A 23842-nucleotide genomic window follows, 5' to 3' on the forward strand; every position below is an offset into this window, starting at 1 on the left:
GGGCTGCGAACCAAAGCGTTCGGGCCGCCGGTACTGGAGAAAGAAAGCATGAGCAACTGGTTAGTAGACAAACTGATCCCTTCGATCATGCGTTCCGAGGTCAAGAAGAGCTCGGTGCCTGAAGGTTTGTGGCACAAATGCCCGTCTTGCGAGGCTGTGCTGTATCGTCCGGAGCTGGAAAAAACCCTGGACGTTTGCCCCAAGTGCAACCACCACATGCGTATCGGCGCACGCGCGCGCATCGACATCTTCCTCGACGCTGAAGGTCGTGCCGAACTGGGTGCGGACCTGGAGCCGGTTGACCGTCTGAAGTTCCGCGACGGCAAGAAGTACAAGGATCGCCTGACCGCTGCTCAGAAGCAGACGGGCGAAAAAGACGCACTGATTTCCATGAGCGGCACCTTGCTGGGCATGCCGGTTGTGGTCTCGGCCTTCGAATTCTCCTTCATGGGTGGATCGATGGGTGCCATCGTTGGGGAGCGTTTTGTTCGCGCCGCCAACTACGCACTGGAAAACAAATGCCCGATGATCTGCTTCGCCGCTTCCGGTGGTGCGCGGATGCAGGAAGCGCTGATCTCCCTGATGCAAATGGCCAAGACCTCCGCGGTGCTGGCGCGTCTGCGTGAAGAAGGCATTCCGTTCATCTCCGTGCTGACAGATCCGGTGTACGGCGGTGTTTCCGCCAGTCTGGCGATGCTGGGCGATGTGATTGTCGGTGAACCGAAAGCCCTGATCGGCTTCGCCGGTCCGCGTGTGATCGAGCAAACCGTGCGTGAAAAACTGCCGGAAGGCTTCCAGCGCAGCGAGTTCCTGCTGGAACACGGCGCAATCGACATGATCATTCACCGTCAGGAGCTGCGTCCACGTCTGGGCAACCTGCTGGCGCAAATGATGGGCCTGCCGACGCCGAAATTCGTTGCCGCGCCAATCGAACCTGTCGTAGTTCCACCGGTACCTGCCAACCTATGACCCAACGTACCCTTGGCGAGTGGCTCGCCTACCTTGAGCAGTTGCACCCTTCGGCCATCGACATGGGGCTGGAGCGCTCGCAACAGGTAGCGTCCCGCATGGGGCTGGGCAAGCCGGCGCCTCGGGTGATTACGGTCACCGGCACCAACGGCAAAGGGTCTACCTGTGCATTCGTGGCGTCGTTGCTGCGGGCGCAGGGCCTGAATGTCGGGGTCTACAATTCTCCGCACCTGCTGCGTTACAACGAGCGGGTGCAGGTCAATGGTGTCGAAGCCACTGACGCCGAACTGTGCGAAGCCTTCGCAGCGGTTGAGGCGGGGCGTGGCGACACGTCCCTGACGTACTTCGAGATGGGCACCCTGGCAGCGTTCTGGCTGTTTCAGCAGGCAGGGCTTGATGCGGTGGTGCTGGAAGTCGGGCTGGGCGGACGTCTGGACACGGTTAACGTGGTGGACGCCGACATGGCGCTGGTCACCAGTATTGGCGTCGATCATGCGGACTATCTGGGCAATACCCGTGAATCCGTGGCTTTTGAGAAAGCAGGCATCTTCCGCCAAGGCGCGCCAGCGCTCTGCGGTGACCTGAATCCTCCGCAACCTCTGCTGGATAAAGCGCGCGAGCTGGCCTGCCCGTTTTACCTGCGTGGACGCGACTTTGACCTCGGTATGACCGATCACAACTGGCAATGGCGCGGTCAGGACGCTCAGGGGCGTGTGGTCGAGTTGCATGATCTGCCGTTGCTCGATCTGCCGATGGAAAACGCCGCGCTGGCGCTGCAGGCTTATCTGTTGCTCGGCTTGCCTTGGGAGGCTGCGCAGATTATTGATGCCCTGAAAGCGACTCGGGTGGTCGGTCGTCTTGATCGCCGTCAGTTCGACTGGCAGGGCAAGCGTCTTAGCGTGTTGCTGGATGTGGGGCATAACCCGCATGCGGCAGAGTATCTGGTGCGCCGTCTGGCCTGTCGCCCGCCCGCAGGCAAGCGACTGGCGGTGTTCGGCATGCTGGCGGACAAGGATCTCGATGGTGTTGTCGGTGAATTGAATGCTAGTGTTGAGCACTGGGCTGTTGCGCCGCTGGATTCGCCGCGGGCGCGCCCAGTCGCGGATCTGCAGGCTGCGTTGCAGTCTCTTGGCGCTTCGGTAACAGCTTATGACAGCGTCGCCGCGGCCCTGGAAGGGCAGTGCGCGCTGGCGACGAGCGACGACGAGATTCTGTTGTTCGGATCATTTTATTGTGTCGCCGAGGCCCTCGATTGGCTGGCTCGGCGCTCCACGGAGGAAGCGGCAAATGGCATTGCTGGATAAGGCATACAAGCAGCGCATGGTCGGCGCCCTGGTTCTGGTGGCGCTGGCAGTGATTTTCCTGCCTATGCTGTTTTCCCGTCAGGATGAACAGCGTCAGGTGACGGTCCAGGCCCCGGCTGCGCCGCAAGCGCCTTCGATGCCGCAGGTCCAGGTCGAGCCTGTGGTGGTGCCTGAGCCGCAAGCGTTGCCGCAAGAGCCGGTGCCGAGTGATGACGAGATCGCTCAGCAAGAAGCGCCGTTGGCGAAGTTGACGCCGAGTGCGCCTCTCGCCAAAGCGGTCACGCCGCCTCCTGTCGCCAAGCCCGCCAAGCCTGCCACGCCGCCAGCCCAGCCCATTACGGCTGCACCGGGCAAGCCGGACACCACGCAAAGTCGCGTCGATGCCAATGGCTTGTCGGTCAGCTGGTCGGTGCAACTGGCGAGCCTGTCGAGTCGTGAAAGTGCAGAAAGTCTGCAGAAAACCCTGCGTAGCCAGGGTTATAACGCGTACATCCGTGCCGCCGATGGCAAGAACCGGGTATTTGTCGGGCCGCTGATCGAGCGTGCGGAAGCCGATCGCTTGCGTGACTTGTTGAGCCGCCAACAGAACCTCAAGGGTTTTGTGGTGCGCTTTCAGCCAGAGCGCGGTTAACGCCGATGCTCCGGTCTTTGTAGCAGCTGCCGAGCCTGCGAGGCTGCGTTCGGTGCGGGCCGCATTCGGACGAATGCCGTCGTAAATCTGGCTTGCGTGGTATACCTGATGCACCGCGGAGCCCGATTTTACGGCTGCTGCGCAGCCTGACGCAGGCTTCGCCAGCTGCTACAGGGGCGTATGCTATTGCCTCTATTTGAAATGCACTGACAATCGCAGCTTACCGATAAGCATGGGCTCTGCTAAAATGCGCCGCCTTATCCGTCTGTAGGCTGCACTGTGCCATTTACCTGGGTTGACTGGGCGATCGTTGCAATCGTCGCCATCTCCGCATTGATCAGTTTGAGCCGCGGCTTCGTCAAGGAAGCACTATCGCTGGTGACCTGGATCATCGCAGGGGTTGTCGCCTGGATGTTCGGTGGTTCATTGTCCGAGTACCTCGGCGGTTACATAGAAACGCCATCGGCTCGTGTGATCACGGGCTGTGCCATCATGTTTGTCGCCACCTTAATCGTGGGCGCAATGATCAATTATCTTATCGGCGAGTTGGTACGCGTCACCGGGCTATCCGGGACCGATCGATTCCTCGGCATGGCCTTCGGCGCAGCGCGTGGCGTGTTGCTGGTGGTCGTGGCGGTCGGGCTGTTGAGCCTGGGGCCGGTACAGCAGGACGGGTGGTGGCAACAGTCACAGCTCGTGCCAAAATTTCTATTGGTTGCAGACTGGTCCAAAAACCTGATCCTCGGGTGGAGCAGTCAGTGGCTTGCCAGCGGTATCAGCGTACCCGCTGAGATACCGTTCAAGGAGCACCTCTTGCCGATGGTCAAAACACCTCAGTAAGTTGTGTTCAGTTCAGATCCATTAAGTAGGGGTTGCGTCGCATGTGTGGCATCGTCGGTATCGTCGGTAAGTCGAACGTCAATCAGGCGCTGTATGACGCGCTAACCGTCCTCCAGCACCGCGGCCAGGACGCTGCCGGTATTGTCACCAGCCATGATGGCCGGTTATTCCTGCGCAAGGACAATGGTCTGGTGCGTGACGTGTTCCATCAGCGTCACATGCAGCGCCTGGTCGGGCACATGGGCATTGGCCATGTGCGTTATCCGACCGCGGGCAGTTCGACCTCGGCCGAAGCTCAACCGTTTTACGTCAACTCGCCTTATGGCATCACCCTGGCGCATAACGGCAACCTGACCAACGTTGAACAGCTGGCGAAGGAGATTTACGAATCTGACCTGCGCCACGTCAACACCAACTCCGATTCGGAAGTGCTGCTCAACGTGTTCGCGCACGAACTGGCCCAGCGCGGCAAGTTGCAGCCAACCGAAGAAGACGTATTCGCGGCCGTCACCGACGTGCACAACCGTTGCGTCGGTGGTTACGCGGTCGTAGCGATGGTGACCGGCTACGGCATCGTCGGTTTCCGCGACCCGCACGGCATCCGCCCGATCGTCTTCGGCCAGCGTCACACCGACGAAGGCGTCGAGTACATGATCGCCTCCGAAAGCGTCTCCCTGGACGTGCTCGGTTTCACCCTGATTCGCGACCTGGCACCGGGCGAGGCGGTCTACATCACTGAAGACGGCAAGCTGCACACCCGTCAGTGCGCAACCAACCCGTCCCTGACCCCATGCATCTTCGAACACGTGTACCTGGCGCGTCCGGACTCGATCATCGACGGCGTATCGGTCTACAAGGCCCGTCTGCGCATGGGCGAGAAGCTGGCCGAGAAAATCCTGCGCGAGCGCCCAGAGCACGACATCGACGTGGTCATCCCGATTCCGGACACCAGCCGCACCGCGGCCCTGGAGCTGGCGAACCACTTGGGCGTCAAGTTCCGCGAAGGCTTCGTGAAGAACCGCTATATCGGCCGGACATTCATCATGCCGGGGCAGGCCGCTCGGAAAAAATCCGTACGCCAGAAGCTCAACGCCATCGAACTGGAGTTCCGCGGCAAGAACGTGATGCTGGTGGACGACTCGATCGTACGCGGTACCACTTGTAAGCAGATCATCCAGATGGCCCGTGAAGCCGGCGCCAAAAACGTCTACTTCTGCTCCGCGGCACCGGCCGTTCGCTACCCGAACGTCTACGGTATCGACATGCCAAGCGCCCACGAACTGATCGCTCATAACCGTTCGACTCAGGATGTGGCGGATCTGATCGGCGCTGACTGGCTGATCTATCAGGACCTGCCTGACTTGATCGAAGCGGTCGGTGGCGGCAAGATCAAGATCGAGAAGTTCGATTGCGCGGTGTTCGACGGCCATTACGTCACCGGCGACGTCGACGAGGCTTATCTGAACAAGATCGAGCAGGCCCGTAACGATGCCTCCAAGGTCAAGACACAGGCAGTCAGCGCGATCATTGATCTGTATAACAACTGAGTAACTACCGGCCTGTCTCTGTAGGAGCGAGGCTTGCTCGCGAAGAGGTCGTCACATTCAACATCATTGTTGCCTATGACACCGCCTTCGCGGGCAAAGCCTCGCTCCTACAGTAACGGGTGTTCCCCTCCAGGCCGGTTTTGTATCTACTACCGAACAAGGCAAGGAGTGACAGCATGAGTCAGGATTGGGATGCCGGTCGGCTGGACAGCGACCTCGACGGCGTAGCGTTCGATACCCTGGCCGTACGCGCCGGTCAGCACCGTACGCCGGAAGGCGAACACGGTGATCCGATGTTCTTCACCTCCAGCTACGTATTCCGTACTGCCGCCGATGCGGCGGCACGCTTTGCCGGCGAAGTGCCAGGCAACGTTTATTCGCGTTACACCAACCCGACCGTGCGCGCGTTCGAAGAGCGCATTGCCGCGCTGGAAGGCGCCGAGCAAGCTGTCGCCACGGCCACCGGCATGGCTGCGATCATGGCCGTGGTGATGAGCCTGTGCAGTGCTGGCGATCACGTCTTGGTGTCGCGCAGCGTGTTCGGCTCGACCATCAGCCTGTTCGAGAAATACTTCAAGCGCTTCGGCGTCGAGGTCGATTACGTGCCTCTGGCGGATTTGTCCGGCTGGGATGCGGCCATCAAGTCCAACACCAAATTGCTGTTCGTCGAGTCGCCGTCCAATCCATTAGCCGAGCTGGTGGACATCGCTGCGCTGTCGGAAATTGCTCACGCCAAAGGCGCGATGCTGGTGGTCGACAACTGCTTCTGCACGCCTGCGTTGCAGCAGCCATTAAAACTGGGTGCGGACGTCGTCGTGCACTCGGCAACCAAGTTCATCGACGGCCAGGGCCGTTGCATGGGCGGCGTAGTGGCCGGTCGTAGCGAGCAGATGAAAGAAGTGGTCGGGTTCCTGCGTACTGCCGGGCCGACCCTCAGCCCTTTCAATGCCTGGATCTTCCTCAAGGGCCTCGAAACCCTGGGCCTGCGCATGAAGGCACATTGCGCCAACACCCAGCAATTGGCTGAGTGGCTGGAGCAGCAGGACGGCATCGAGAAAGTCCATTACGCCGGTCTCAAGAGCCATCCGCAGCACGAACTGGCTCAGCGTCAGCAGAAGGGCTTCGGTGCGGTCGTGAGTTTTGAGGTCAAGGGCGGCAAAGAGGGCGCCTGGCGCTTTATCGATGCTACGCGTCTGATTTCCATCACTGCCAACCTGGGCGACACCAAGACCACCATCACCCACCCGGGCACCACCTCTCACGGCCGTCTGGCGCCACAAGAGCGTGAGGCGGCAGGCATTCGTGACAGCTTGATCCGCATCGCGGTCGGCCTGGAAGACGTGGCAGACCTGCAAGCCGATCTGGCGCGTGGCTTGGCGGCCTTGTGATCGCGTTGTCCGCGCCGAGCACCGGCACCAATGGCCGTGTCGCACTGGTGACCGGTGCTGCGCGGGGTATTGGTCTGGGGATTGCGGCCTGGCTGATCAGTGAAGGCTGGCAGGTGGTGCTGACGGATCTGGACCGCGTGCGCGGTTCGAAAGTGGCGAAGGTGCTCGGCGATAACGCCTGGTTCATCGCCATGGATGTCTCGAATGAAGGGCAGGTGGCGTTGGGTGTCGCCGAAGTGCTGGGGCAGTTCGGGCGTCTGGATGCGCTGGTGTGCAACGCCGCGGTGGCCGATCCGCACAACATCACCCTGGAAAGCCTCGATCTGGCGTACTGGAATCGGGTGCTGGCGGTCAACCTCAGTGGGCCGATGCTGTTGGCCAAGCACTGTGCGCCGTACCTGCGGGCTCACAGCGGGGCGATCGTCAATCTGGTCTCGACCCGCGCCGGTCAATCGGAACCCGACACAGAGGCCTATGCGGCGAGCAAGGGCGGTCTGTTGGCCCTGACTCATGCCTTGGCGATCAGCCTTGGGCCGGAAATCCGGGTGAATGCGGTCAGTCCTGGCTGGATCGATACGCGGGACCCCGCTGTACGGCGCGCCGAACCGCTGACCGAGGCTGACCATGCCCAGCATCCGGCGGGCAGGGTAGGGACGGTCGAGGACGTTGCAGCAATGGTCGCGTGGTTGCTGTCGAAGAACGCCGGGTTCGTCACGGGCCAGGAGTTTGTGGTCGATGGCGGCATGACCAAGAAGATGATTTACAGCGAGTAAACCGCATCGAGCTGGCCAGCATTGAAGTTGGATGTGCTGCCGCCTTCGCGAGCAGGCTCGTACACAGTTGATTGCCGTGTGTACGACGCATATCCAGTGTGGGAGCGAGCTCGCTCGTGAAGGCGGTTTGACTATTGCTGGCGTTGACCGGAATGACACGATTTTGTCTTTTTCAGAAAAACTTCAATCCTGCTATTGACTTAGGTTCGCTACCTGCGTAAATTTCGCGGCCTCGGAGATGCAAACGGGTGATTAGCTCAGCTGGGAGAGCGTCTGCCTTACAAGCAGAATGTCGGCGGTTCGATCCCGTCATCACCCACCACTTCCGAGAGTCTTGTGAAAGCAAGATGGAAGCCTTTAAAAGCCTCCACCGACGCGCAGCGGTAGTTCAGTCGGTTAGAATACCGGCCTGTCACGCCGGGGGTCGCGGGTTCGAGTCCCGTCCGCTGCGCCATATTTACCGAGTCAGGCTTGCCCTGATTCGAGATTGAAAGAGAGATTGAAAAGTCTCGGAGCTTTCAATCAGACCAGTTAATTGAGCGTCAGCTCAAAGCGATACGCAGCGGTAGTTCAGTCGGTTAGAATACCGGCCTGTCACGCCGGGGGTCGCGGGTTCGAGTCCCGTCCGCTGCGCCATATCTGCCTCAAGGCCCACTGAACGCCTTGGAGCTACGAAGAAAGCCACTGGCTTATTCGAGTCGATAGCAAAGACCCTGGTCGAAAGACCGGGGTTTTTTGTGTCTGAAATTTGGCTGCTCCTCCTTTCCTGTCGCGGTACTGAATTACTCGGTTACGAAGACGCCTTCGCGAGCAGGCTCGCTCACACAGTGGGCTTTTGCCGTTCACTCCATCTGCACAACAACGCAAACCCCCTGTGGGAGCGAGCTTGCTCGCGAAAGCGGCATAAGCACCACCGCATGCGAATGGGTGTACTCAGCGCCGCCGCGATACGCTCAATAGACAGAAAAGTCGCAATAAATTGATTCTTTAGTCAATTTTTTTGCAGCGGGTTGTTTGCGGCGAGCGCATAAACCTTTAAAGTTAACCTTTCGGTCAGCTTTGCACTGTCACTACAGCCCTTTGTATCGTCAGAAAGGGTTTCTGCAAGACTCGAGATTTCCAGTACATAATTCAGAAGGGCGGGTCCCTAACCGCCCAAAGGATGATCCATGTCCAACCGTGATATATCCCGGCGCTCGTTCCTGCAGGGCGGGCTGGTGGCGGGTGTGAGCGTGACGCTTACACCGCTCAGCACCCAGGCGCTGGCCGCCTTGATGGAAAACAGCGTGACCGTGCCGTCCGAGCAATGGCTTGGTAACAACGGTAAGGCGCGCTCGCGTAACGATGCCTTGTCGAAGGTCTGCGGCAGCAAGGTCTTTGCCCGCGACATCCGCGCCAAGGACATGCCGGGCTGGCCCCAGCAGCAAGGCCACGCCATGCTGCTGAAAACCATCAAGGCCGACCGCATCTACGCCGGCTATGACCTGTCGTGGCTTGGTGCCGAGTTGCAACCCGACCGCATCGTCACCGCCGCCGACCTGGACAAGGACGGCATCGTCTTTCCGGAGGAGCACGCGCCTGATCCGCTGCTGCCGGAAGGCAAGGTGCCGATGTTCATCGGTCACCCGGTGGCGATCCTGATCTGGAACGATTTCGAGCGCTTCCGTCAGGCCAAGGCCAAACTCAAATTCAATGACAAAGCGATTCGTTACGGCGCCCAAGTGCCGTTCTACGAAGGCGATCCCTATGGCAGCTTCCGCTACGTGCGGGTCGGCGGTGCGACCTCGGCGGACGAAGATGAGTTCGCCAGCCTCAAGGATTCGATCCTGTTCCCGATGCTGCGCAACCGCCGTCCGGTATGGAATTCCCAGCCGAACCTGCACGGCAATCTGACCGAGCGCGGGCTGTTTTACGCTGAACGCATGAAGCAGCAGATCGACGCGCCGCCAGACAACTGGCTGGTGTTCGACGAACACTACAAAACCCCGTCCATTGAACCGGCCGCCATGGAGCCGGACAACGGCAACGGCTGGTACGATCCGTCGACCAAAACCCTGCATTTCGTGGTGGCGACTCAGTGCCCACTGGAAGCGGCGACCGAAACCGCGAAGATGATCGCACCGTCGCGTTTCGGCCTGGCCAACTTGAACATGCACCCTGGCTACACCGTGGGTTACGGTTCCAAAGACCACAACATTTTCGTCTACTACGCGGCCCTCGCGGCGCTGTACGGCGCCGGTGTGCCGGTGCGTTTGGCCAATGATCGCTACGAGCAATTTCAGAGCGGGATCAAACGTCACCCGTTCGACATCCGCTACCAACTGGCAGTGGACAAGACCGATCACAGTTTCAAGATTTTCCGCGCCGAGATGAGCGTCGACGGCGGTGGACGAGTCAACTACAGCCCGTCTGTGGCGGCGGTTGGCGCCACGGCGGCGCAGTCGATCTACTACATGCCGCAGAACGATTTGCAGGTCACCGCCTATCATTCCCGCGCTGTTGAAGCCGGATCGATGCGCGGTTACGGCACCCTGCAAAGCATGGCTTCCACCGAGATGATGGTGGATGAGATTGCCGGTCGTCTCGGCATCGATGCCATCGACTTGCGCAAGAAAAACGCCATGGTCTCGGGTATGAAAAACACCCAGGGCGCAGTGCCGGCAGGTGCGTTGCGCCTGCACGAGATTCTCGACAAGGCCGCCGTGCATGAGGTCTGGAAAAATCGCGACGCGATCAAAAAGCAACGCGAATCCGAAGACCCGGACAACTGGTACGGCATCGGTTTCGCCATCTGCCAGAAAGATTTCGGCACGGGTTCCGAAGCACCGATGGCGAGCATCGAATTCACCGCGCAAGGGCACATTACCCTGCGCCACATTGGTATCGAAATCGGCACCGGTATGTCGACTTCGCAAGCCTTGGTCGTGGCGGATTTCCTTGGCGTTCCGGCGACTGAAGTGAAGACCGGCCAGACCGAATGGAAAGAGTTGCAACTCATCAGCGGCGGCAACCCGTACATCATGAGTCAGGCCGAACAGGACAGCTTGCTGCGCAATCCGCGCTGGGTCGGCAAATTGGCCTCGGCGTCGTCAGCGACCAACTCCGCGTATTACTTCAGCCACGCCACCCGTGAAGCGGCGCGCGTACTGTTCAATCACGGTTTGTGGCCGGCGGCGTTGCAGATCTGGGGCCAGGGCCCATATGGCGGCCAAGCCAACCCGTACGTGGTGCGTCGTGAAGATGCGCATTGGGTCGATGGCAAACTGACCGCCAACGGCATGCAACCGTTGAGCTTCGAACAGCTGGCCAAACACGCTCACGAGCGTGGTCTGGTCACCGGTGCGACCGTGCACGGTTTCAACCGCTGGAGCTGGGCCGACGCCGAGTTCAGCATCGACGGCGTGCGTGAACGCCTGCCGCTCGACGGTCTGGCAGTCAAGTACGGCGACGGCGCTCCGAGTGTGAAAAAGGCGCAGATGAACAGCGCTGGTTTCCATCTGCTGGATCGACAGAACGTGCATTACCCGGACACCCAGTTGAACAACGCGGCAGTGACCTATTACAGCCCGGTGGCGACGTTGGTGGAACTGAAAGTGAACAAAGGTTCGGCCGAAGTTCAGGTCCTCAATCACCACTCGTGGGTTGAGTGCGGTCGGGTACTGGTGGAAGAGCTGGTCAAAGGACAAGTCGAAGGCGGGATCGCAATGGGCATCGGTCATGCGCTGATGGAAGAGATGCCGTTGTACGAAGGCGGGCCGGGGGAGGGTGACTGGAACTTCAACCGTTATCGCCTGCCCATGGCGCGACACGTTGCGGTCTGGAAGCAGACGGCCGAGATTTTGCCGCCACTGTCGCCAAGCGATCCATCGAAGGGCATTGCTGAAGTGGTGATGATCCCGGTGGTGGGTGCCATCGGTAACGCCGTGGCACATGCCATCGGCAAACGGGTTCGCGACCTGCCTATCACGTCTGCACGCATCAAGGAGGCCCTCAATGGCTAACCGTCCGCTTCAACTGACCCTCAACGGTCAATCTGTCGGCCCAGTGGACATCCCTGATGATCTGCCGATGATCGACTACCTGCACGAATACAAAAACCTCACTGGCTCGCGCCTGGGTTGCGGTCAGGGCATCTGCCACGCGTGCGTGGTGATCGTCGATAACCCGGACGGCACCAGCGAAGAAGTGCGCACCTGCATCACCGGCGCGCATTACTTCGAAGGCAAGAAAGTGCGGACCATCGAAGGTCACGCGACCCGCGATGAGCAGGGCAAGGTCACTCAGTTGAACCCGATCCAGCAACGTTTCGTCGATGAGTTCGCGTTCCAGTGCAGCTACTGCGCGCCGGGGTTTGTGAATGCCGCGACGGTGCTGGTGGAAAAACTTCAGCGTCAGCCGATCGTTAAAAGTCAGCTGGAGAAAGTCATCGAGGACAGTCTCGGTCACCATATCTGCCGCTGCACTGGCTACGTCCGCTATTACAGCGCCACGCGCAACGTGCTGACCGATCTCGGCCTGGTCAAGGAGGGTTAAGCATGAAGCCTCTACTTTCCCGCCTGGCATTGGTGGTTGGTCTGGCTGCGCCGGCGTTAATGGCTCACGCGGACGATCAGGTCAAGCGCGGCGATTACCTCGCTCGCGCCGCCGACTGCATGGCGTGCCATACCGCACCGGGTGGCGCACCGTTTGCGGGCGGCCTGCCGATTGTCTCGCCGTTCGGGACGATTTATGGCACCAACATCACCCCGAGCAAAGAGCACGGCATTGGCCTGTACAACGATGACGAATTCTTCGCCGCGCTCACCGAAGGCAAGCGCCGCGATGGCGCGAACCTGTATCCGGCGATGCCTTACACCTCGTATCACCTGATGCCCCGTGAAGACTCGGACGCGATTCATGCGTACCTGAAGACCGTCGAGCCGATCGAGCGTGCGGCGCCGATCACCCGCCTGAGCTTTCCGTTCAACGTGCGCCTGGGCCTGATGGGCTGGAACATGCTCTACGGCAAAGACGTGGAACTCGCGCCGACCGAAGGCAAAAGCGAAGCCTTCAAGCGCGGCCAGTACCTGGTCGACGTGCTCGGTCACTGCGGCGAATGCCACACCCCTCGTGGTTTGCCGGGTGCGATGCAGCAGGACAAGCGCCTGACCGGTGGCCTGCTCAACGGCTATCTGGCACCAGGCCTGCTGGCCAATGACCTGGCCGCTCGCGGCTGGAATCATCAGGACTTGAGCTCGTTCCTCAAGCACGGCATGAGCGCCCAAGGCACGATGTTCAGCGAGATGTTTCCGGTGTTCCACAACAGCACTCAAGGTCTCAATGACCCGGATCTGGCGGCGATGGCGACGTTCCTGCTTGGCGATCAGCCGCCGGCGGCGAAGATCCTCAACGACATGCCGTTGGACAAGCTCAGTGCCAGCGCCCAGCGCGGCCGTCAGGAATACCTGAATGTCTGCGCCGGTTGCCATGCGGTTGGTGGCGAAGGCAAGCCGCACATCGCCGTGGCCATGCGCGGCAACACCACGCTGCGCCTGGAAGATCCGCGCAACCTGGTTCGGGTGATCGACGACGGTATCGGTGAGCAGAAGTTTTCCGGTTTCGAACACCTGCAACCAATGCCGGGATTCGCCGAAAAACTCAGCCACGAGCAACTCACTGATCTGCTCAACTACCTGCGTCAGGGCTGGGGTGGTCAGTCGGGTGATCTGGCGGTAAACGACGTGCAGAAAGTACGGGCCGATGCACCGCCGCTCGAGCACAAGGCGCACTGACATGCAGCATCTCGATCTGCAAGTCGTGCGACGGGCGCTGGAATGGTCGATGGCCGGTCAGCGCATTTGGCTGTGCACGGTGCTTGCCACCTATGGCTCGGCGCCGCGTGCGCCGGGCTCATTGCTGGCGGTAAATGCTGAAGGGCAATGGATCGGTTCGCTGTCCGGCGGCTGCGTCGAGGAGGATTTTCTCGAGCGTGTCGCCGAGGGCGCGTTTCTGGATGCGGTCAGCGTGGTTCGTTACGGAGAGGGCGACGATCCACGTTCGCGGGTAAGCCTGCCCTGTGGCGGCGTGCTCGATGTGCTGGTGGAGAAGCTTGATTCCGATTGCGAGGTTCAAGCTCACTTGCGAGAACTGGAGTCGGCGCTGTTGGGGCAGTGTCGCTTGATCCGGGAAATCGATCTGGCCAGCGGCGTGCGCCGTTTGTTCACTGACAGCGAGCAAGGCGTGCGCATCGAGCGTGAGATCGACCGCGTACGTGTGCGCGTCGGGGCGGCTCAGCGCTTGTTGCTGGCAGGGTATTCCAGCGTCGCTCAGGCCTGTGCGGAGTTTGCTGTTGGTTTGGGGTTCGAGGTCATTCTCTGTGATCCTCGCGACGAAGTGCTGGAAGGCGTGGTCCTGGAAAACGTCGAGATTCGTCGTCAGTTACCGTCAGTATTCATTGCTGACGGCGGCTGTCACCGCGATACGGCGGTAGTGGCGTTGACCCACGATCCTCGCATCGATGATCTGGCGATGATGGAAGCGGTGCGCACCGATGCGTTTTACATCGGTGTGATGGGGTCGATGCAGACCTCGCAGAAGCGTTTCGAGCGACTGCGAAGAATTGGTGGTTTGGGTGATGCCGAGCTGGCGCGGATCCATGCGCCAATCGGTCTGAACCTGGGCAGCAAGACTCCCGCGGAAATCGCCCTGGCGGTACTCGCCGATATCCTGCGGATCCGCAGCGGCATTGCGCGAGATCGGCTCTAACGTTACTCCTTTGTGGGAGCGAGCCTGCTCGCGAAGAGGTCGGCACAGTCAACATCCATGTTGACTGTTTCGCTGCCTTCGCGAGCAGGCTCGCTCCCGCAAAGATTTTCGGTGTCTGTCAGTACCCGAGCTTGTCTCGCAACCCGTAGTACCAGGCGCCCAACGCCGCAAACGGCGTGCGCAGCAATTGCCCACCCGGGAACGGGTAGTGCGGCAAATCGGCAAACGCATCAAAACGCTCAGCCTGGCCACACAACGCTTCAGCCAGCACCTTGCCCGCCAGGTGCGTGTAGGTCACGCCATGGCCGCTGCAACCCTGGGAATAGTAGATGTTGTCGCCCAGCCGTCCGACCTGAGGAAGACGCGACAGTGTCAGCAGGAAATTGCCGGTCCAGGCGTAGTCGATTTTCACGTCCTTGAGCTGTGGGAAGGCCTTGAGCATTTTCGGTCGAATGATCGCCTCGATGTTCTCCGGGTCCCGCGCGCCATACACCACGCCACCGCCGAAAATCAGGCGCTTGTCGCCGGTCAGGCGGTAATAGTCGAGCAGGTAGTTGCAGTCTTCGACGCAGTAATCCTGCGGCAGCAAGCTTTTCGCCAACGCCTCCCCCAACGGCTCGGTAGCTATCACCTGAGTCCCGCACGGCATCGACTTGGCTGCCAGCTCCGGCACCAGATTGCCCAGGTAGGCGTTGCCGGCAACGATGATGAACTTGGCCCTGACCTTGCCTTGTGGCGTGTGCACGACCGGGTTCGCACCCCGTTCGATGCGCACCGCCGGCGACTGCTCATAGATCGTGCCGCCCAACAACTCCACGGCCGCCGCTTCACCGAGCGCCAGGTTCAGCGGGTGAATATGGCCGCCGCTCATGTCGAGCATGCCGCCGACGTATTGATCGCAGCCCACCACTTCACGGATGCGGCGTTGATCCATCAGCTCAAGTTGCGTGTGACCAAAACGCTCCCACAGTCGTTTTTGCGATTCCAGATGGCCCATCTGCTTGGCGGTGATGGCGGCGAACACGCCGCCGTCCTTCAAATCGCACTGGATATTATATTTGGCAACCCGCTCCCGAATGATCCGCCCACCCTCGAACGCCATCTGCCCCAGCAGCTGAGCCTGCTTTGGACCGACACTGCGTTCGATCACATCGATATCACGGCTATAGCTGTTGACGATCTGGCCGCCATTGCGCCCCGACGCACCAAAACCCACCTTGGCCGCTTCCAGGACCGTCACCCGAAAACCGTTCTCCAGCAGAAACAGGGCAGAGGACAGACCCGTGTAACCGGCGCCGATTACACAGACATCAGTCTCTACGTCATCCAGCAAGGCCGGGCGCGGCGGAACCGCATTGGCCGATGCGGCGTAATAGGACTCTGGGTAAGGTGTGTTCGCCATCCTGCCGCCTCTGTTTAATATATTTTACGAGTGCGTCGATCCTACCCGAGTTAAAAATCGACCGCCAGCCACCGGAAAATCTTCTTTGCAGCTGCGAAATTAAATATTTTGCATATTCATAGGGTTAGCTCGAAAAAAGGTGTTGACACCCCTCCGGAATTCCGTAGAATGCCGCCTCACAGCAGGCACGTAGCTCAGTTGGTTAGAGCACCACCTTGACATGGTGGGGGTCGTTGGTTCGAGTCCAATCGCGCCTACCAAACAAAATCCGCTCTGCTGGGCGGTCTAGAAGGGCTCACCGAAAGGTGGGCCCTTTTTTGTGCTGTGGATTTCATGCAGAACGTTCACAAAATATCGGGTTCGTTCACACTGGGCAATGTGAACGCCGATATCAGCTCATTCTTGGGTGGGGTTCTGCTCTGCGTCGATGTGGTTGGGGCGGGTGTTGAAAGTAGTGATCAGCCTTGCGACTGCTTGATGGCAATGTCTCGGATAGTCTGGATATTCTGATGGATTGCTGAGAGTACAAACCACACTCCAGAACCTAGGCACCCAGCGGCGAAGCCAATCAGGGCGCCGATGTACTCATAGTTGCCTTTCATCGCGAAGTAACCCACAACCGTTGCAACGATGATTCCTGCCCAAGCGAAGAAATTCACTACGGTAATCACGATGTCTTTCATTGTCTTTGCTTCCTGCGTGGTTAGAGTGGGGTCACTTTGCCATCATCAGGTTGAGCGGTAAACGGTGGTTCTAAAAGGGTCTTGGCTCGCAACTATATACAGCGGAATTTTGAGATAGGGTTCGCGCCCTTAAAAATCCGAATGACTGTTTTCAATCGCTGAAAATCAGTGAAAAATGGTGCGCTCCAGCTAGGTCGCGGCCTACACGCTCGTTCCACCTTTCACACACAAATTACGCACAGGTTTATCCACAGGTGGTACGTTGCAACACCCCGTAAAACCCATTATCTTGTATTCCGACGGCGAAAAAACCCTACATGTAGGGATTTCCGTTAGCTGCTGACCTCGAACGAGGTGCTTAGAAAAGTCTGCGAGTGGTCGTGTTCGGTCTGGACAACTTAGATCACAACCACCCGCACCAACTAAAGCTAAACAGTAGCGATTACGTTAGCCCTAGGGGGATTGCATTGAGCCAAACATTGACGGGATCGTCAACGGTTCTCTGCTGGCCGGTACTCCATTAGGGCTGACACAAAACCTAAATTTGGAGTATCACCGCATGACCATCAATAGTAAGAAGACCTCATCCAAGGTGGCCAAATTGGCCTCCGAAACCCTCAGTAACTCGAACGCATCCGCGATTGCTAAACGCCTCGCCGCTTCGGCGTTAGCTCAAACCCACTCCGCAAAACAGACAAGTGCTGAAATGGAAACGGTTGCGGGCAAGGTTCTCCAGAGCGACAAATACAGTGAGGAAACAAAGGCCCTCGCTGCGTCTGTTGTCTCCCAAGCCAACAAAGCACGGGGGGAGTGAATCATTTCCCTTCATGCATCCGCGACAGTTGATTTGGATAACTTCGTAAGCTCGACAGCTCGTAGCAAATTCAACGAAGAGCTGAAGAAAAAGAAGTTTACGAAGCACAAACTCACAACGCTTTGGACGGTTACGTTTACGCCCGGCACTTCGAGGGCGTGGGCCGAAAATTACGTTCGAGAAAGTATTGATGCTGCTGCGTCCGCAGGGATTTCCACCTACGAAGCTTTCGTATCAGTTAGTGAAGCTCCGCCAGTCGAGTGGAAGAAGAGCGCAACAAACCCTCTCTTAGAGGGGTTGTTGCGGTTCCAGAAGTAAAAGGCTTTAGGCCCCACTCCGGTGGGGTTTTTCATATCTGGCCATCTGGTTTCGGCTATAGATAATTTCGACGCAGCTTTTCTATAGCTGTGGCGATTTCCAAATCCCGCGAAAATCGGGATAGCACTTCTGATGTGAACTCCCAAAATCCCGCGAAAAATAATGGCCTCGCGTTTGGGAGGCACCCCCCTCCATTCTGAAAACGGTCGGCGTGGCCCAGGCACTTAGCATTGCACGAGTGGCTCAACCAGAAAGCTGACAAATCACAAAATAACACTAGGCTGCTGGGAGCTCTTACAGCCTCAGAACGAGACGTTGAAGGCGAGCATCAAGCGACGTACTGCCGTTGGTGTGAACTCGCTGCCAGGAGCTGTACGCAAGCCTTTGGAGTTGAGGCAATCAGCTACTGACTGAAGCGTATTCACTTTGTTGTACAGGCAGGCGAGCAGGTGGGGTTGTGCAACGTCTAACGCGAATTTGAGGGCGTTTGCAGCCTCTGTAAAAGCTTCTGGGTCCATTCGTCCCTTCGTAGATGATTCCGCCTTCTGTGACGTCCCGTACGTCGCTTTCGACGTATTGATAGAAGCTCGCAACCAACTGAGCGTCCTCTGGCGAGAGGTAGCCCAGCTTCCCGAGGTTGGCGATATAAACTCTGCAATAGTGTTGGGGAAAACCGCATACCGAGCCTGCAACTCCGCGTTCAATGGTCGAGGTCCATGGTGGAACTCGGGAGCTTCCCATATTAATCAGGCGCTACCGAAGAGGCTTTGGGACAACCTCGGACTGGTCTCAATACTGGATACGATAAACCGGCTTAGCCGCATAACCTGAACCGCCGTATACGGAACCGTACGTACGGTGGTGTGAGAGGACGGCGGATGTAAATCCGCCTCCTACTCGATTCTTGGATTTCATGCGGAACGTTCACAAAGTATGGGGTTCGTTCACACTGGACTGCGGGCTGGTATTCCAACTCAAGAGTGACAGCGGAGCTGGCCATTGAGTCGGGCTTTTTGCTTTTCTACAGTTCTATGAGCCTTGGCATTTGCCGGGGCTTGGTGTAAGCGCAAAAGTTAAGTCGATAGGGTTGTCGGGCGAAAGCGATGGTTGCAAACAAATAGCGTGCAGGCTAAAAAATGTCATCGTCGTCTCGAAGGTGGCGATACCAGCCATACAGCGCTAGACCAAGAGTCGAAATGATTATAGCTATGACGATGAAGACTAGATAACGCACCATTCGGTTGCCCTGGGCGTGAGTGGTTGTGGTGCGTCCCTGCCGGTGAGCGAAAATAAGCCCCTGGGAATCCGCTGTCTATAGGGCAATGCCTTAGTTGGCCGGTCTTTTTTCATACGTGAGGCTAGGGCGCCAGAGCCCAGCCATTGCGCTGGGCTCTTTGCATCTGGGGCTCGGCGCGATGCCGCATTTCCTGATGAAAAAATCCTTTGAGTCAGGCAATCAACTCTACTTTGCCGGTAGCCAGGCGATAGACGCCCCCCACTATTTTCAATGTTCCTTTGCCGAGCGCATCAGTCAGCAGCGGTGAGGCATTTTCAAGGCGCTTGACCGAGTCTTTGACATTTTGTGCGGTCGCGTTTTCCATGAGGTTCCCAGGCTCAGAAAGCACTTTTTCGATAGCTGGCTTGAGTGCGTCAGTCAATTTCGGGATCTGTCCAGGGAAAACGGTGTGGTCTTTGACTGCCTTTATTCCTGCACTAATAGCGCCGCAACTCTCATGGCCGAGTACGAGGATCAGGGGTGCCCCGAGCACTGCAACAGCGTATTCGAGGCTGGCCAACCCTTCATCGGTGACGAAATTGCCAGCGACGCGTATGGCGAAAAGATCGCCACGTGCGGTGTCAAAAGCGTACTCAGGGGCGATGCGGGAATCCGAGCAACTCAGTACCGCGACGAACGGGTTCTGCCCGGAGACCAGGGCTTCCCGCTCATCCATGAAATTGTGTGTCTTGGAGGTGCCGGTAACATACCGTTTATTTCCCGCCATAAGCCTTTTGAGGGCCATTTCAGGGCTGATTGAGTTTTGGGGTTTCGGGGGTGGGGCCGTTTTCTCTGCCGCCTGGATGATATTGTCGGGCAGCGCACCGGCCAGTAGCAGCGCGCCGGCGCCCAGTCCGGCAAGCCGGAGGAATCTACGACGACCACTCGCGTTTTCAAGTGGGTTTGAATCACATGATTTACACATGATCTTGTGTACTCAGGTTGGTTGCGTGGAGTGACTGCGGTTGGGGGGCTAGTGCGTTGAGGAGTCTTCAGCACTGGTAGGGAGTCTAGACGTTGGGCAACGTTATCCCTTGGCGATGCAAGCCTTCATTTCATGGGCTACTACTGACGGGCTGACTCAACTTCGTCCTGACAGGAGTATCTCGATGCTGGTTCACTGGTTTTTTGCGGCGGTTCACCTGTTAGCTTTTGCCCTGGCTTTTTGGGCCGTGCTCACTCGCGGTACGGCGTTTCGGCGCCTGGCAGCCGGAACGGGGGAGCCTCGCAGCGTATTGATCGCGGATAACCTATGGGGGATCTCTGCAGTCATTCTCCTGATCACTGGCGGGATGCGCGCTTTTGGTGGGTATGAAAAGGGCGCTGATTACTATCTTCATCAGCCGCTGTTCCATCTGAAGATGGCGCTGTTCGTCTGCATCCTGTTGCTTGAGGTTGCACCGATGATGACGCTGATCAAATGGCGGATTGCGCTGGGGCGGGGTGCGGCTATAGATGCCGGCCGTGCGAAGCTGTTCGCGCGGATCAGTCATACCGAAGCGTTGCTGGTGTTGCTAATCATGGTGGCGGCCACAGGCATGGCGCGTGGAGTGGTGTTTGGTTAGTCTCGGGGTTAACCCGAAACGTCTGACCGTCACCTGAGGCTTGTCGGTAGTCTCGGCTTCGGAAACTGACGTCATCACAAAGAAGGCCGTGACCTCTCGAGACACAGAGACACAGAAATGATGGGCGATGCGGCGCTTGAATCTTTAGCCAGCCGTGATTCCAAAACGAACGGGCTGGCTACTGACTGCAACAGGATTCAGGGAGTTTGCGGCTTGTCCGGAGCGGTCAGACCGGCCTGAATACGTTGATAAATTTCTTCGCGGTGCACTGCAACGTCTTTCGGAGCGTTGATGCCAATCCTGACTTGTTGGCCGCTAACGCCCAGAATGGTGATCGTAATATCGTCACCTATGTTTATGCTTTCACCGACTTTGCGGGTGAGTATCAGCATGGTCTTCTCCTTGATTGCTTTGTAGGGCACCTGATTCGAACAGTGCAGAGGTCGGTGGTATGTATAGATTAGTGCGAAGTCTCACAGTTTGGGTGCCTCTTTCTGACGCGCAGATGCTGCATTAATTCCCAAGGCGTAACTATACAGAGGCCGCAACCATCATTCTCGTTGTTTTCAGCCGATTTTGCGGCACTCGGGAAGTATTCATGAATGTTAAAATCGTTGCTTTAAGCCTTCAGAGGGACGCGTTGTGTGCAAAATGGTCTTGGTAATCGCGGTACTGGCGTTGGCGGGATGCGGTGAGGGCAAGGGTGTAGACGCTCAAAGGCCGAAACCGGCGATCGTTTCAACGTCGGCATCGGCGGCGGCAACAACCGGGCCGCAATGGGATCTCGAAGTGCGAGGCGAAACCACACAGGCGGTCAGCGACCTGAGCGGCTGGTTGATCGAACACAGCTTTATTTCGAACGTTGTCATGGAAAATGGCAAGTCTCGTATCCTGATGGGGCCATTCAATACGAAAGCCGAGGCCGAGGCCAAACAGGCAGAGGTCGACGCAGCGCTCGTTCGGGCGAAGAAACAGAACATTCAATTGCTGGTCCTCGAGCATCCTGCTGCCCGGTAGGTGCTCGAATAAAGCGATTTGAAACGAACAAAGGCCTCGGGTATCACGCCCGAGGCCTTTGTGTTTCAGCGAGCGTTCAACCGCAGGCTTCCATGTCCACCGGGCCGACAAAATCGTTGCCGCGTCCCATGACGCACGCCACGCTCTGATTACGCTGACGCTCCCAGGCTTGTACCGGATAGGTCTTGTTCCACGCTTCGTACAGTTGGCGATCCTGTTTCGTCAAGCTCAAGCCGTACTGCTTGCTCATGTAAAAGTAAGTCCGGGCGATCATGCCGCGAATGGAAGGGCGGGGCATGACCTTCTTCGCCTTGAAGTCGACCTGGGTCAGGCATGAGCCATATTGACCCGACTGCACCGGCAGCCAACCGAAATTGAAGTTATTGCGATCGCCGTTCACCTCACCAATGCTCGGCACCAGGTTATGCAGGTCGGCCTCGGCCTTTTGATAGACCGGGTCGTAGCGCGTGCAGTTCTTGCGCCCGCCTGCTTGCCAGCATTGACGCTGATGGCCAATCTGCCAGGCCGGGACAATGTGTTCCCACTCAATGCGGGAGGCACGCGTGGCATTTTTGCGCGGCACATAGCCGCAGGCTGACAGGTTCACCTTGTTGCCGGTGTATTTGCACCCGCAATAGAACTCGGTGGATTGCGGCGCATACAGCTTCCAGGCGACTTTCTTGGCTTCGTCGAAGGTGCGTGGGGCATCGGCCTGTGCGCCCATGGCGAAGAACAGGAACAGCAAAGCAAAACAACGGGCACTCATTGAATCAATCTTCCGTCGGCACAACCCAGAAAATCTGCACGCCGCCGTCATCGCGATAGGCGAGGGTGACGTTGTCGTTCTCATCGATTTCTTCGAGCAACTGTTCCCACTCATCCACGGGTTCGTCCGGCAGCCGGAAGATCAGTGCGGCTTTGGCTTTCTGAGCGGAGGGGGAATTGATGATTTTCTGAACGCGCAGGCCCATGCGTTCATAGGTGCCAGCAGAGACAGGGGTGGATGCCACGGGATTATCCTTATTAAGCTGTACGTGCATACAGTATTTAACTGTAAGCATTTTCGCAACTGCTTAAAATTCCAGAAAATCCTCTGACATCTGTTTTTTCCGTTTTGTGCAGGAAGAAAGGAGTGTTGTTGTCAGATGAAAAGCGCGAACCACTCACCAATGATGGCGAGTGGTAACCGCGGAGCCCGGTCGGAGTCGACCGGGGCGAGGGCGAATCAGTATTCCCAGAACATCCGTTGCAGCTCTTTGCTGTCGTTGGTCTTGGTCAGAGCGACCATCGCCAGGATGCGAGCCTTCTGTGGGTTCAGGTCATGCGCGACGACCCAGTCGTACTTATCGTCAGGCTGTTCAGCGTTACGCAGTACGAAACCACCGGCGTTGACGTGGGAAGAGCGAATGATTTGCACGCCATCCTTGCGCAGGGCTTGCAGCGCTGGAACGACCCGCGAAGAGACCGAGCCATTGCCGGTGCCGGCGTGGATGATGGCTTTGGCGCCTGACTGAGCCAGCGCTTTGTAGGCGGTGTCGCTGACATTGCCATAGGAGTAAGCGATTTCGACGTCTGGCAGGCTCTTGATGTTCTTGATGTCGAATTCCGAATCCATGGTGTGACGCTTGGCCGGCAGGCGGAACCAGTAGGATTTGCCTTCGACCACCATACCGAGCGGGCCCCAGGCACTTTTAAACGCCTCGGTCTTGATGTTGATCATTTTGCTGACATCACGACCCGACTGGATTTCATCGTTCATGGTCACCAGCACGCCTTTGCCGCGTGCATCCTGGCTGCTGGCCACAGCCACGGCGTTGTACAGGTTCAGCATGCCGTCAGCCGACATTGCGGTGCCTGGGCGCATCGAGCCAACGACGATGATCGGCTTGTCGGTTTTTTCCACCAGGTTCAGGAAGTAGGCGGTTTCTTCCAGGGTGTCGGTGCCGTGAGTGATGACGATACCGTCGACGTCTTTGCTGTCGGCCAGTTCAGCCACACGACGACCCAATTGCAGCAGGTTGTCGTTGGTGATGCTTTCGGACGCAATCTGCATAACCTGTTCGCCACGAACGTTAGCTAATTGACTCAGTTGCGGAACACCGGCGATCAATTGGTCGATGCCGACTTTCGCCGCTTGATAGGTTGCACTGTTGGCGGCGCTGGCGCCCGCGCCGGCGATGGTGCCACCAGTGGCCAGGATCACCACGTTCGCCAGTTTTTGTTTGGTTTCGACTTCTTTTGCCTGAAGGGCGGTAGGCAGGAGGAGCAGCAGGGCCAAAGCGCCCGGAACTAAGGTCTTGAAAGCAGATGTCATTATTTTTCTCTCTAGTAGTGAGACAGTGCTGATGCAGGTTCATCTAGATACGCCCCAGGACGATCTGAACGCTTGGGGTGAGTGAGAAGGAGCAGGATCCGTACCAGCCATGTCTAGTGTTGAAAAAAAATCTCTAACATGATGATTTATATCAATTATTAGCGTTGCACCAGATGCGGTTTAAACAGGTTGTTGTCCGGGTTTCCGAATATGTATTGCATTCGCGTTCGGCTCTCCGAAAAGGACTACAGCTTCTG

The 23842-nt window shown here is 58.0% G+C and carries 22 protein-coding genes and 4 tRNA genes; 18 read left to right on the forward strand and 8 right to left on the reverse strand.

What is annotated here, in order from left to right; translation table 11 throughout:
* The first annotated feature begins 48 nt into the window (after positions 1–48).
* The 14 genes from accD (at position 49) to ACM6IR_RS11485 (ending at position 14196) form a co-directional block, all read left to right on the forward strand.
* Positions 49–969 carry an acetyl-CoA carboxylase, carboxyltransferase subunit beta gene (gene accD / locus ACM6IR_RS11420; RefSeq protein ID WP_414907800.1) on the forward strand — a complete coding sequence of 307 codons (921 nt, stop codon included), beginning with the start codon at positions 49–51 and terminating at the stop codon, positions 967–969.
* The gene (gene folC / locus ACM6IR_RS11425) at positions 966–2273 is read left to right on the forward strand and encodes a bifunctional tetrahydrofolate synthase/dihydrofolate synthase (protein WP_414907801.1); all 1308 of its coding nucleotides are present in this window, start codon (positions 966–968) and stop codon (positions 2271–2273) included. Before accD ends, folC begins: the two co-directional genes overlap by 4 nt.
* Positions 2257–2904, forward strand: a complete 648-nt coding sequence (locus tag ACM6IR_RS11430; RefSeq protein WP_414907802.1) for an SPOR domain-containing protein — start codon at positions 2257–2259, stop codon at positions 2902–2904. The genes folC and ACM6IR_RS11430 overlap by 17 nt, the downstream gene beginning before the upstream one ends.
* 279 nt (positions 2905–3183) lie before the next feature.
* Positions 3184–3744 carry a CvpA family protein gene (locus ACM6IR_RS11435; RefSeq protein WP_414907803.1) on the forward strand — a complete coding sequence of 187 codons (561 nt, stop codon included), beginning with the start codon at positions 3184–3186 and terminating at the stop codon, positions 3742–3744.
* Positions 3745–3785: 41 nt separating this feature from the next.
* Complete coding sequence (purF, locus tag ACM6IR_RS11440; protein ID WP_414907804.1) at positions 3786–5291, forward strand: amidophosphoribosyltransferase; 1506 nt, start codon at positions 3786–3788, stop codon at positions 5289–5291.
* Between the two features lie 176 nt (positions 5292–5467).
* Positions 5468–6679, forward strand: a complete 1212-nt coding sequence (locus tag ACM6IR_RS11445; protein WP_414907805.1) for an O-succinylhomoserine sulfhydrylase — start codon at positions 5468–5470, stop codon at positions 6677–6679.
* The gene (locus ACM6IR_RS11450; protein ID WP_414907806.1) at positions 6676–7452 is read left to right on the forward strand and encodes an SDR family oxidoreductase; all 777 of its coding nucleotides are present in this window, start codon (positions 6676–6678) and stop codon (positions 7450–7452) included. Before ACM6IR_RS11445 ends, ACM6IR_RS11450 begins: the two co-directional genes overlap by 4 nt.
* Before the next feature lie 246 nt (positions 7453–7698).
* A tRNA-Val gene (locus tag ACM6IR_RS11455) sits at positions 7699–7774 on the forward strand.
* Positions 7775–7829: 55 nt separating this feature from the next.
* Positions 7830–7906, forward strand: a tRNA-Asp gene (locus ACM6IR_RS11460).
* A gap of 105 nt (positions 7907–8011) precedes the next feature.
* Positions 8012–8088, forward strand: a tRNA-Asp gene (locus ACM6IR_RS11465).
* 533 nt (positions 8089–8621) lie between these two features.
* A complete protein-coding gene (locus tag ACM6IR_RS11470) occupies positions 8622–11453 on the forward strand; it encodes a xanthine dehydrogenase family protein molybdopterin-binding subunit (RefSeq protein WP_414907807.1) in 2832 nt (943 codons plus the stop codon).
* Positions 11446–11985, forward strand: coding sequence for a (2Fe-2S)-binding protein (locus ACM6IR_RS11475; RefSeq protein ID WP_414907808.1), 540 nt, complete (start codon positions 11446–11448; stop codon positions 11983–11985). The genes ACM6IR_RS11470 and ACM6IR_RS11475 overlap by 8 nt, the downstream gene beginning before the upstream one ends.
* Before the next feature lie 2 nt (positions 11986–11987).
* Complete coding sequence (locus ACM6IR_RS11480) at positions 11988–13223, forward strand: c-type cytochrome (protein ID WP_414907809.1); 1236 nt, start codon at positions 11988–11990, stop codon at positions 13221–13223.
* 1 nt (position 13224) lies between these two features.
* Positions 13225–14196 (forward strand): XdhC family protein, encoded by a 972-nt coding sequence (locus tag ACM6IR_RS11485; protein WP_414907810.1) that lies wholly within the window; start codon positions 13225–13227, stop codon positions 14194–14196.
* Between the two features lie 118 nt (positions 14197–14314).
* On the opposite strand, the gene ACM6IR_RS11490 is transcribed toward ACM6IR_RS11485, so the two are convergent.
* Entirely contained in the window at positions 14315–15598 is a 1284-nt protein-coding gene (locus tag ACM6IR_RS11490; protein ID WP_414907811.1) for an NAD(P)/FAD-dependent oxidoreductase, read from the reverse strand.
* 183 nt (positions 15599–15781) lie between these two features.
* On the opposite strand from ACM6IR_RS11490, the gene ACM6IR_RS11495 reads away from it, so the two are divergent.
* Positions 15782–15858, forward strand: a tRNA-Val gene (locus tag ACM6IR_RS11495).
* 198 nt (positions 15859–16056) lie between these two features.
* Here ACM6IR_RS11495 and ACM6IR_RS11500 read toward each other — a convergent pair.
* A complete protein-coding gene (locus ACM6IR_RS11500; protein WP_414907812.1) occupies positions 16057–16281 on the reverse strand; it encodes a hypothetical protein in 225 nt (74 codons plus the stop codon).
* Positions 16282–16840: 559 nt separating this feature from the next.
* Here ACM6IR_RS11500 and ACM6IR_RS11505 point away from each other — a divergent pair.
* Entirely contained in the window at positions 16841–17095 is a 255-nt protein-coding gene (locus ACM6IR_RS11505) for a hypothetical protein (RefSeq protein WP_414907813.1), read from the forward strand.
* Between the two features lie 620 nt (positions 17096–17715).
* Here ACM6IR_RS11505 and ACM6IR_RS11510 read toward each other — a convergent pair.
* Positions 17716–17931 carry a hypothetical protein gene (locus ACM6IR_RS11510; protein WP_414907814.1) on the reverse strand — a complete coding sequence of 72 codons (216 nt, stop codon included), beginning with the start codon at positions 17929–17931 and terminating at the stop codon, positions 17716–17718.
* A 930-nt stretch (positions 17932–18861) separates the two neighbouring features.
* Positions 18862–19614 carry a carbonic anhydrase gene (locus tag ACM6IR_RS11515; protein WP_414907815.1) on the reverse strand — a complete coding sequence of 251 codons (753 nt, stop codon included), beginning with the start codon at positions 19612–19614 and terminating at the stop codon, positions 18862–18864.
* 184 nt (positions 19615–19798) lie between these two features.
* Here ACM6IR_RS11515 and ACM6IR_RS11520 point away from each other — a divergent pair, with 184 nt between their 5' ends.
* A complete protein-coding gene (locus tag ACM6IR_RS11520) occupies positions 19799–20254 on the forward strand; it encodes a DUF2214 family protein (RefSeq protein ID WP_414907854.1) in 456 nt (151 codons plus the stop codon).
* Between the two features lie 197 nt (positions 20255–20451).
* Here ACM6IR_RS11520 and csrA read toward each other — a convergent pair whose 3' ends face one another.
* Complete coding sequence (gene csrA / locus ACM6IR_RS11525) at positions 20452–20646, reverse strand: carbon storage regulator CsrA (protein WP_007938114.1); 195 nt, start codon at positions 20644–20646, stop codon at positions 20452–20454.
* Positions 20647–20896: 250 nt separating this feature from the next.
* On the opposite strand from csrA, the gene ACM6IR_RS11530 reads away from it, so the two are divergent.
* Positions 20897–21271 carry an SPOR domain-containing protein gene (locus ACM6IR_RS11530; RefSeq protein ID WP_414907816.1) on the forward strand — a complete coding sequence of 125 codons (375 nt, stop codon included), beginning with the start codon at positions 20897–20899 and terminating at the stop codon, positions 21269–21271.
* Between the two features lie 76 nt (positions 21272–21347).
* Here ACM6IR_RS11530 and ACM6IR_RS11535 read toward each other — a convergent pair whose 3' ends face one another.
* The 3 genes from ACM6IR_RS11535 to ACM6IR_RS11545 form a co-directional block, all read right to left on the reverse strand.
* On the reverse strand, positions 21348–22037 hold the full coding sequence (locus tag ACM6IR_RS11535; protein WP_414907817.1) for an endonuclease: 690 nt from the start codon (positions 22035–22037) through the stop codon (positions 21348–21350).
* A 4-nt stretch (positions 22038–22041) separates the two neighbouring features.
* Positions 22042–22332, reverse strand: a complete 291-nt coding sequence (locus ACM6IR_RS11540) for a DUF1654 domain-containing protein (RefSeq protein WP_414907818.1) — start codon at positions 22330–22332, stop codon at positions 22042–22044.
* A gap of 164 nt (positions 22333–22496) precedes the next feature.
* Positions 22497–23585, reverse strand: coding sequence for an asparaginase (locus tag ACM6IR_RS11545; protein WP_414907819.1), 1089 nt, complete (start codon positions 23583–23585; stop codon positions 22497–22499).
* Positions 23586–23842 lie beyond the last annotated feature (257 nt).

Origin of the sequence: Pseudomonas sp. IT-P253, from assembly GCF_949768125.1 — a bacterium.
Taxonomy (GTDB): domain Bacteria; phylum Pseudomonadota; class Gammaproteobacteria; order Pseudomonadales; family Pseudomonadaceae; genus Aquipseudomonas.

Coding starts and splice junctions, on each gene's coding strand:
- accD (WP_414907800.1), top strand. CDS start 49: ATGAGCAACTGGTTAGTAGACAAACTGATCCCTTCGATCATGCGTTCC.
- folC (WP_414907801.1), top strand. CDS start 966: ATGACCCAACGTACCCTTGGCGAGTGGCTCGCCTACCTTGAGCAGTTG.
- ACM6IR_RS11430 (WP_414907802.1), top strand. CDS start 2,257: ATGGCATTGCTGGATAAGGCATACAAGCAGCGCATGGTCGGCGCCCTG.
- purF (WP_414907804.1), top strand. CDS start 3,786: ATGTGTGGCATCGTCGGTATCGTCGGTAAGTCGAACGTCAATCAGGCG.
- ACM6IR_RS11445 (WP_414907805.1), top strand. CDS start 5,468: ATGAGTCAGGATTGGGATGCCGGTCGGCTGGACAGCGACCTCGACGGC.
- ACM6IR_RS11470 (WP_414907807.1), top strand. CDS start 8,622: ATGTCCAACCGTGATATATCCCGGCGCTCGTTCCTGCAGGGCGGGCTG.
- ACM6IR_RS11475 (WP_414907808.1), top strand. CDS start 11,446: ATGGCTAACCGTCCGCTTCAACTGACCCTCAACGGTCAATCTGTCGGC.
- ACM6IR_RS11480 (WP_414907809.1), top strand. CDS start 11,988: ATGAAGCCTCTACTTTCCCGCCTGGCATTGGTGGTTGGTCTGGCTGCG.
- ACM6IR_RS11485 (WP_414907810.1), top strand. CDS start 13,225: ATGCAGCATCTCGATCTGCAAGTCGTGCGACGGGCGCTGGAATGGTCG.
- ACM6IR_RS11490 (WP_414907811.1), bottom strand. CDS start 15,598: ATGGCGAACACACCTTACCCAGAGTCCTATTACGCCGCATCGGCCAAT.
- ACM6IR_RS11500 (WP_414907812.1), bottom strand. CDS start 16,281: ATGAAAGACATCGTGATTACCGTAGTGAATTTCTTCGCTTGGGCAGGA.
- ACM6IR_RS11505 (WP_414907813.1), top strand. CDS start 16,841: ATGACCATCAATAGTAAGAAGACCTCATCCAAGGTGGCCAAATTGGCC.
- ACM6IR_RS11510 (WP_414907814.1), bottom strand. CDS start 17,931: ATGGACCCAGAAGCTTTTACAGAGGCTGCAAACGCCCTCAAATTCGCG.
- ACM6IR_RS11515 (WP_414907815.1), bottom strand. CDS start 19,614: ATGTGTAAATCATGTGATTCAAACCCACTTGAAAACGCGAGTGGTCGT.
- ACM6IR_RS11520 (WP_414907854.1), top strand. CDS start 19,799: ATGCTGGTTCACTGGTTTTTTGCGGCGGTTCACCTGTTAGCTTTTGCC.
- csrA (WP_007938114.1), bottom strand. CDS start 20,646: ATGCTGATACTCACCCGCAAAGTCGGTGAAAGCATAAACATAGGTGAC.
- ACM6IR_RS11535 (WP_414907817.1), bottom strand. CDS start 22,037: ATGAGTGCCCGTTGTTTTGCTTTGCTGTTCCTGTTCTTCGCCATGGGC.
- ACM6IR_RS11540 (WP_414907818.1), bottom strand. CDS start 22,332: ATGCTTACAGTTAAATACTGTATGCACGTACAGCTTAATAAGGATAAT.
- ACM6IR_RS11545 (WP_414907819.1), bottom strand. CDS start 23,585: ATGACATCTGCTTTCAAGACCTTAGTTCCGGGCGCTTTGGCCCTGCTG.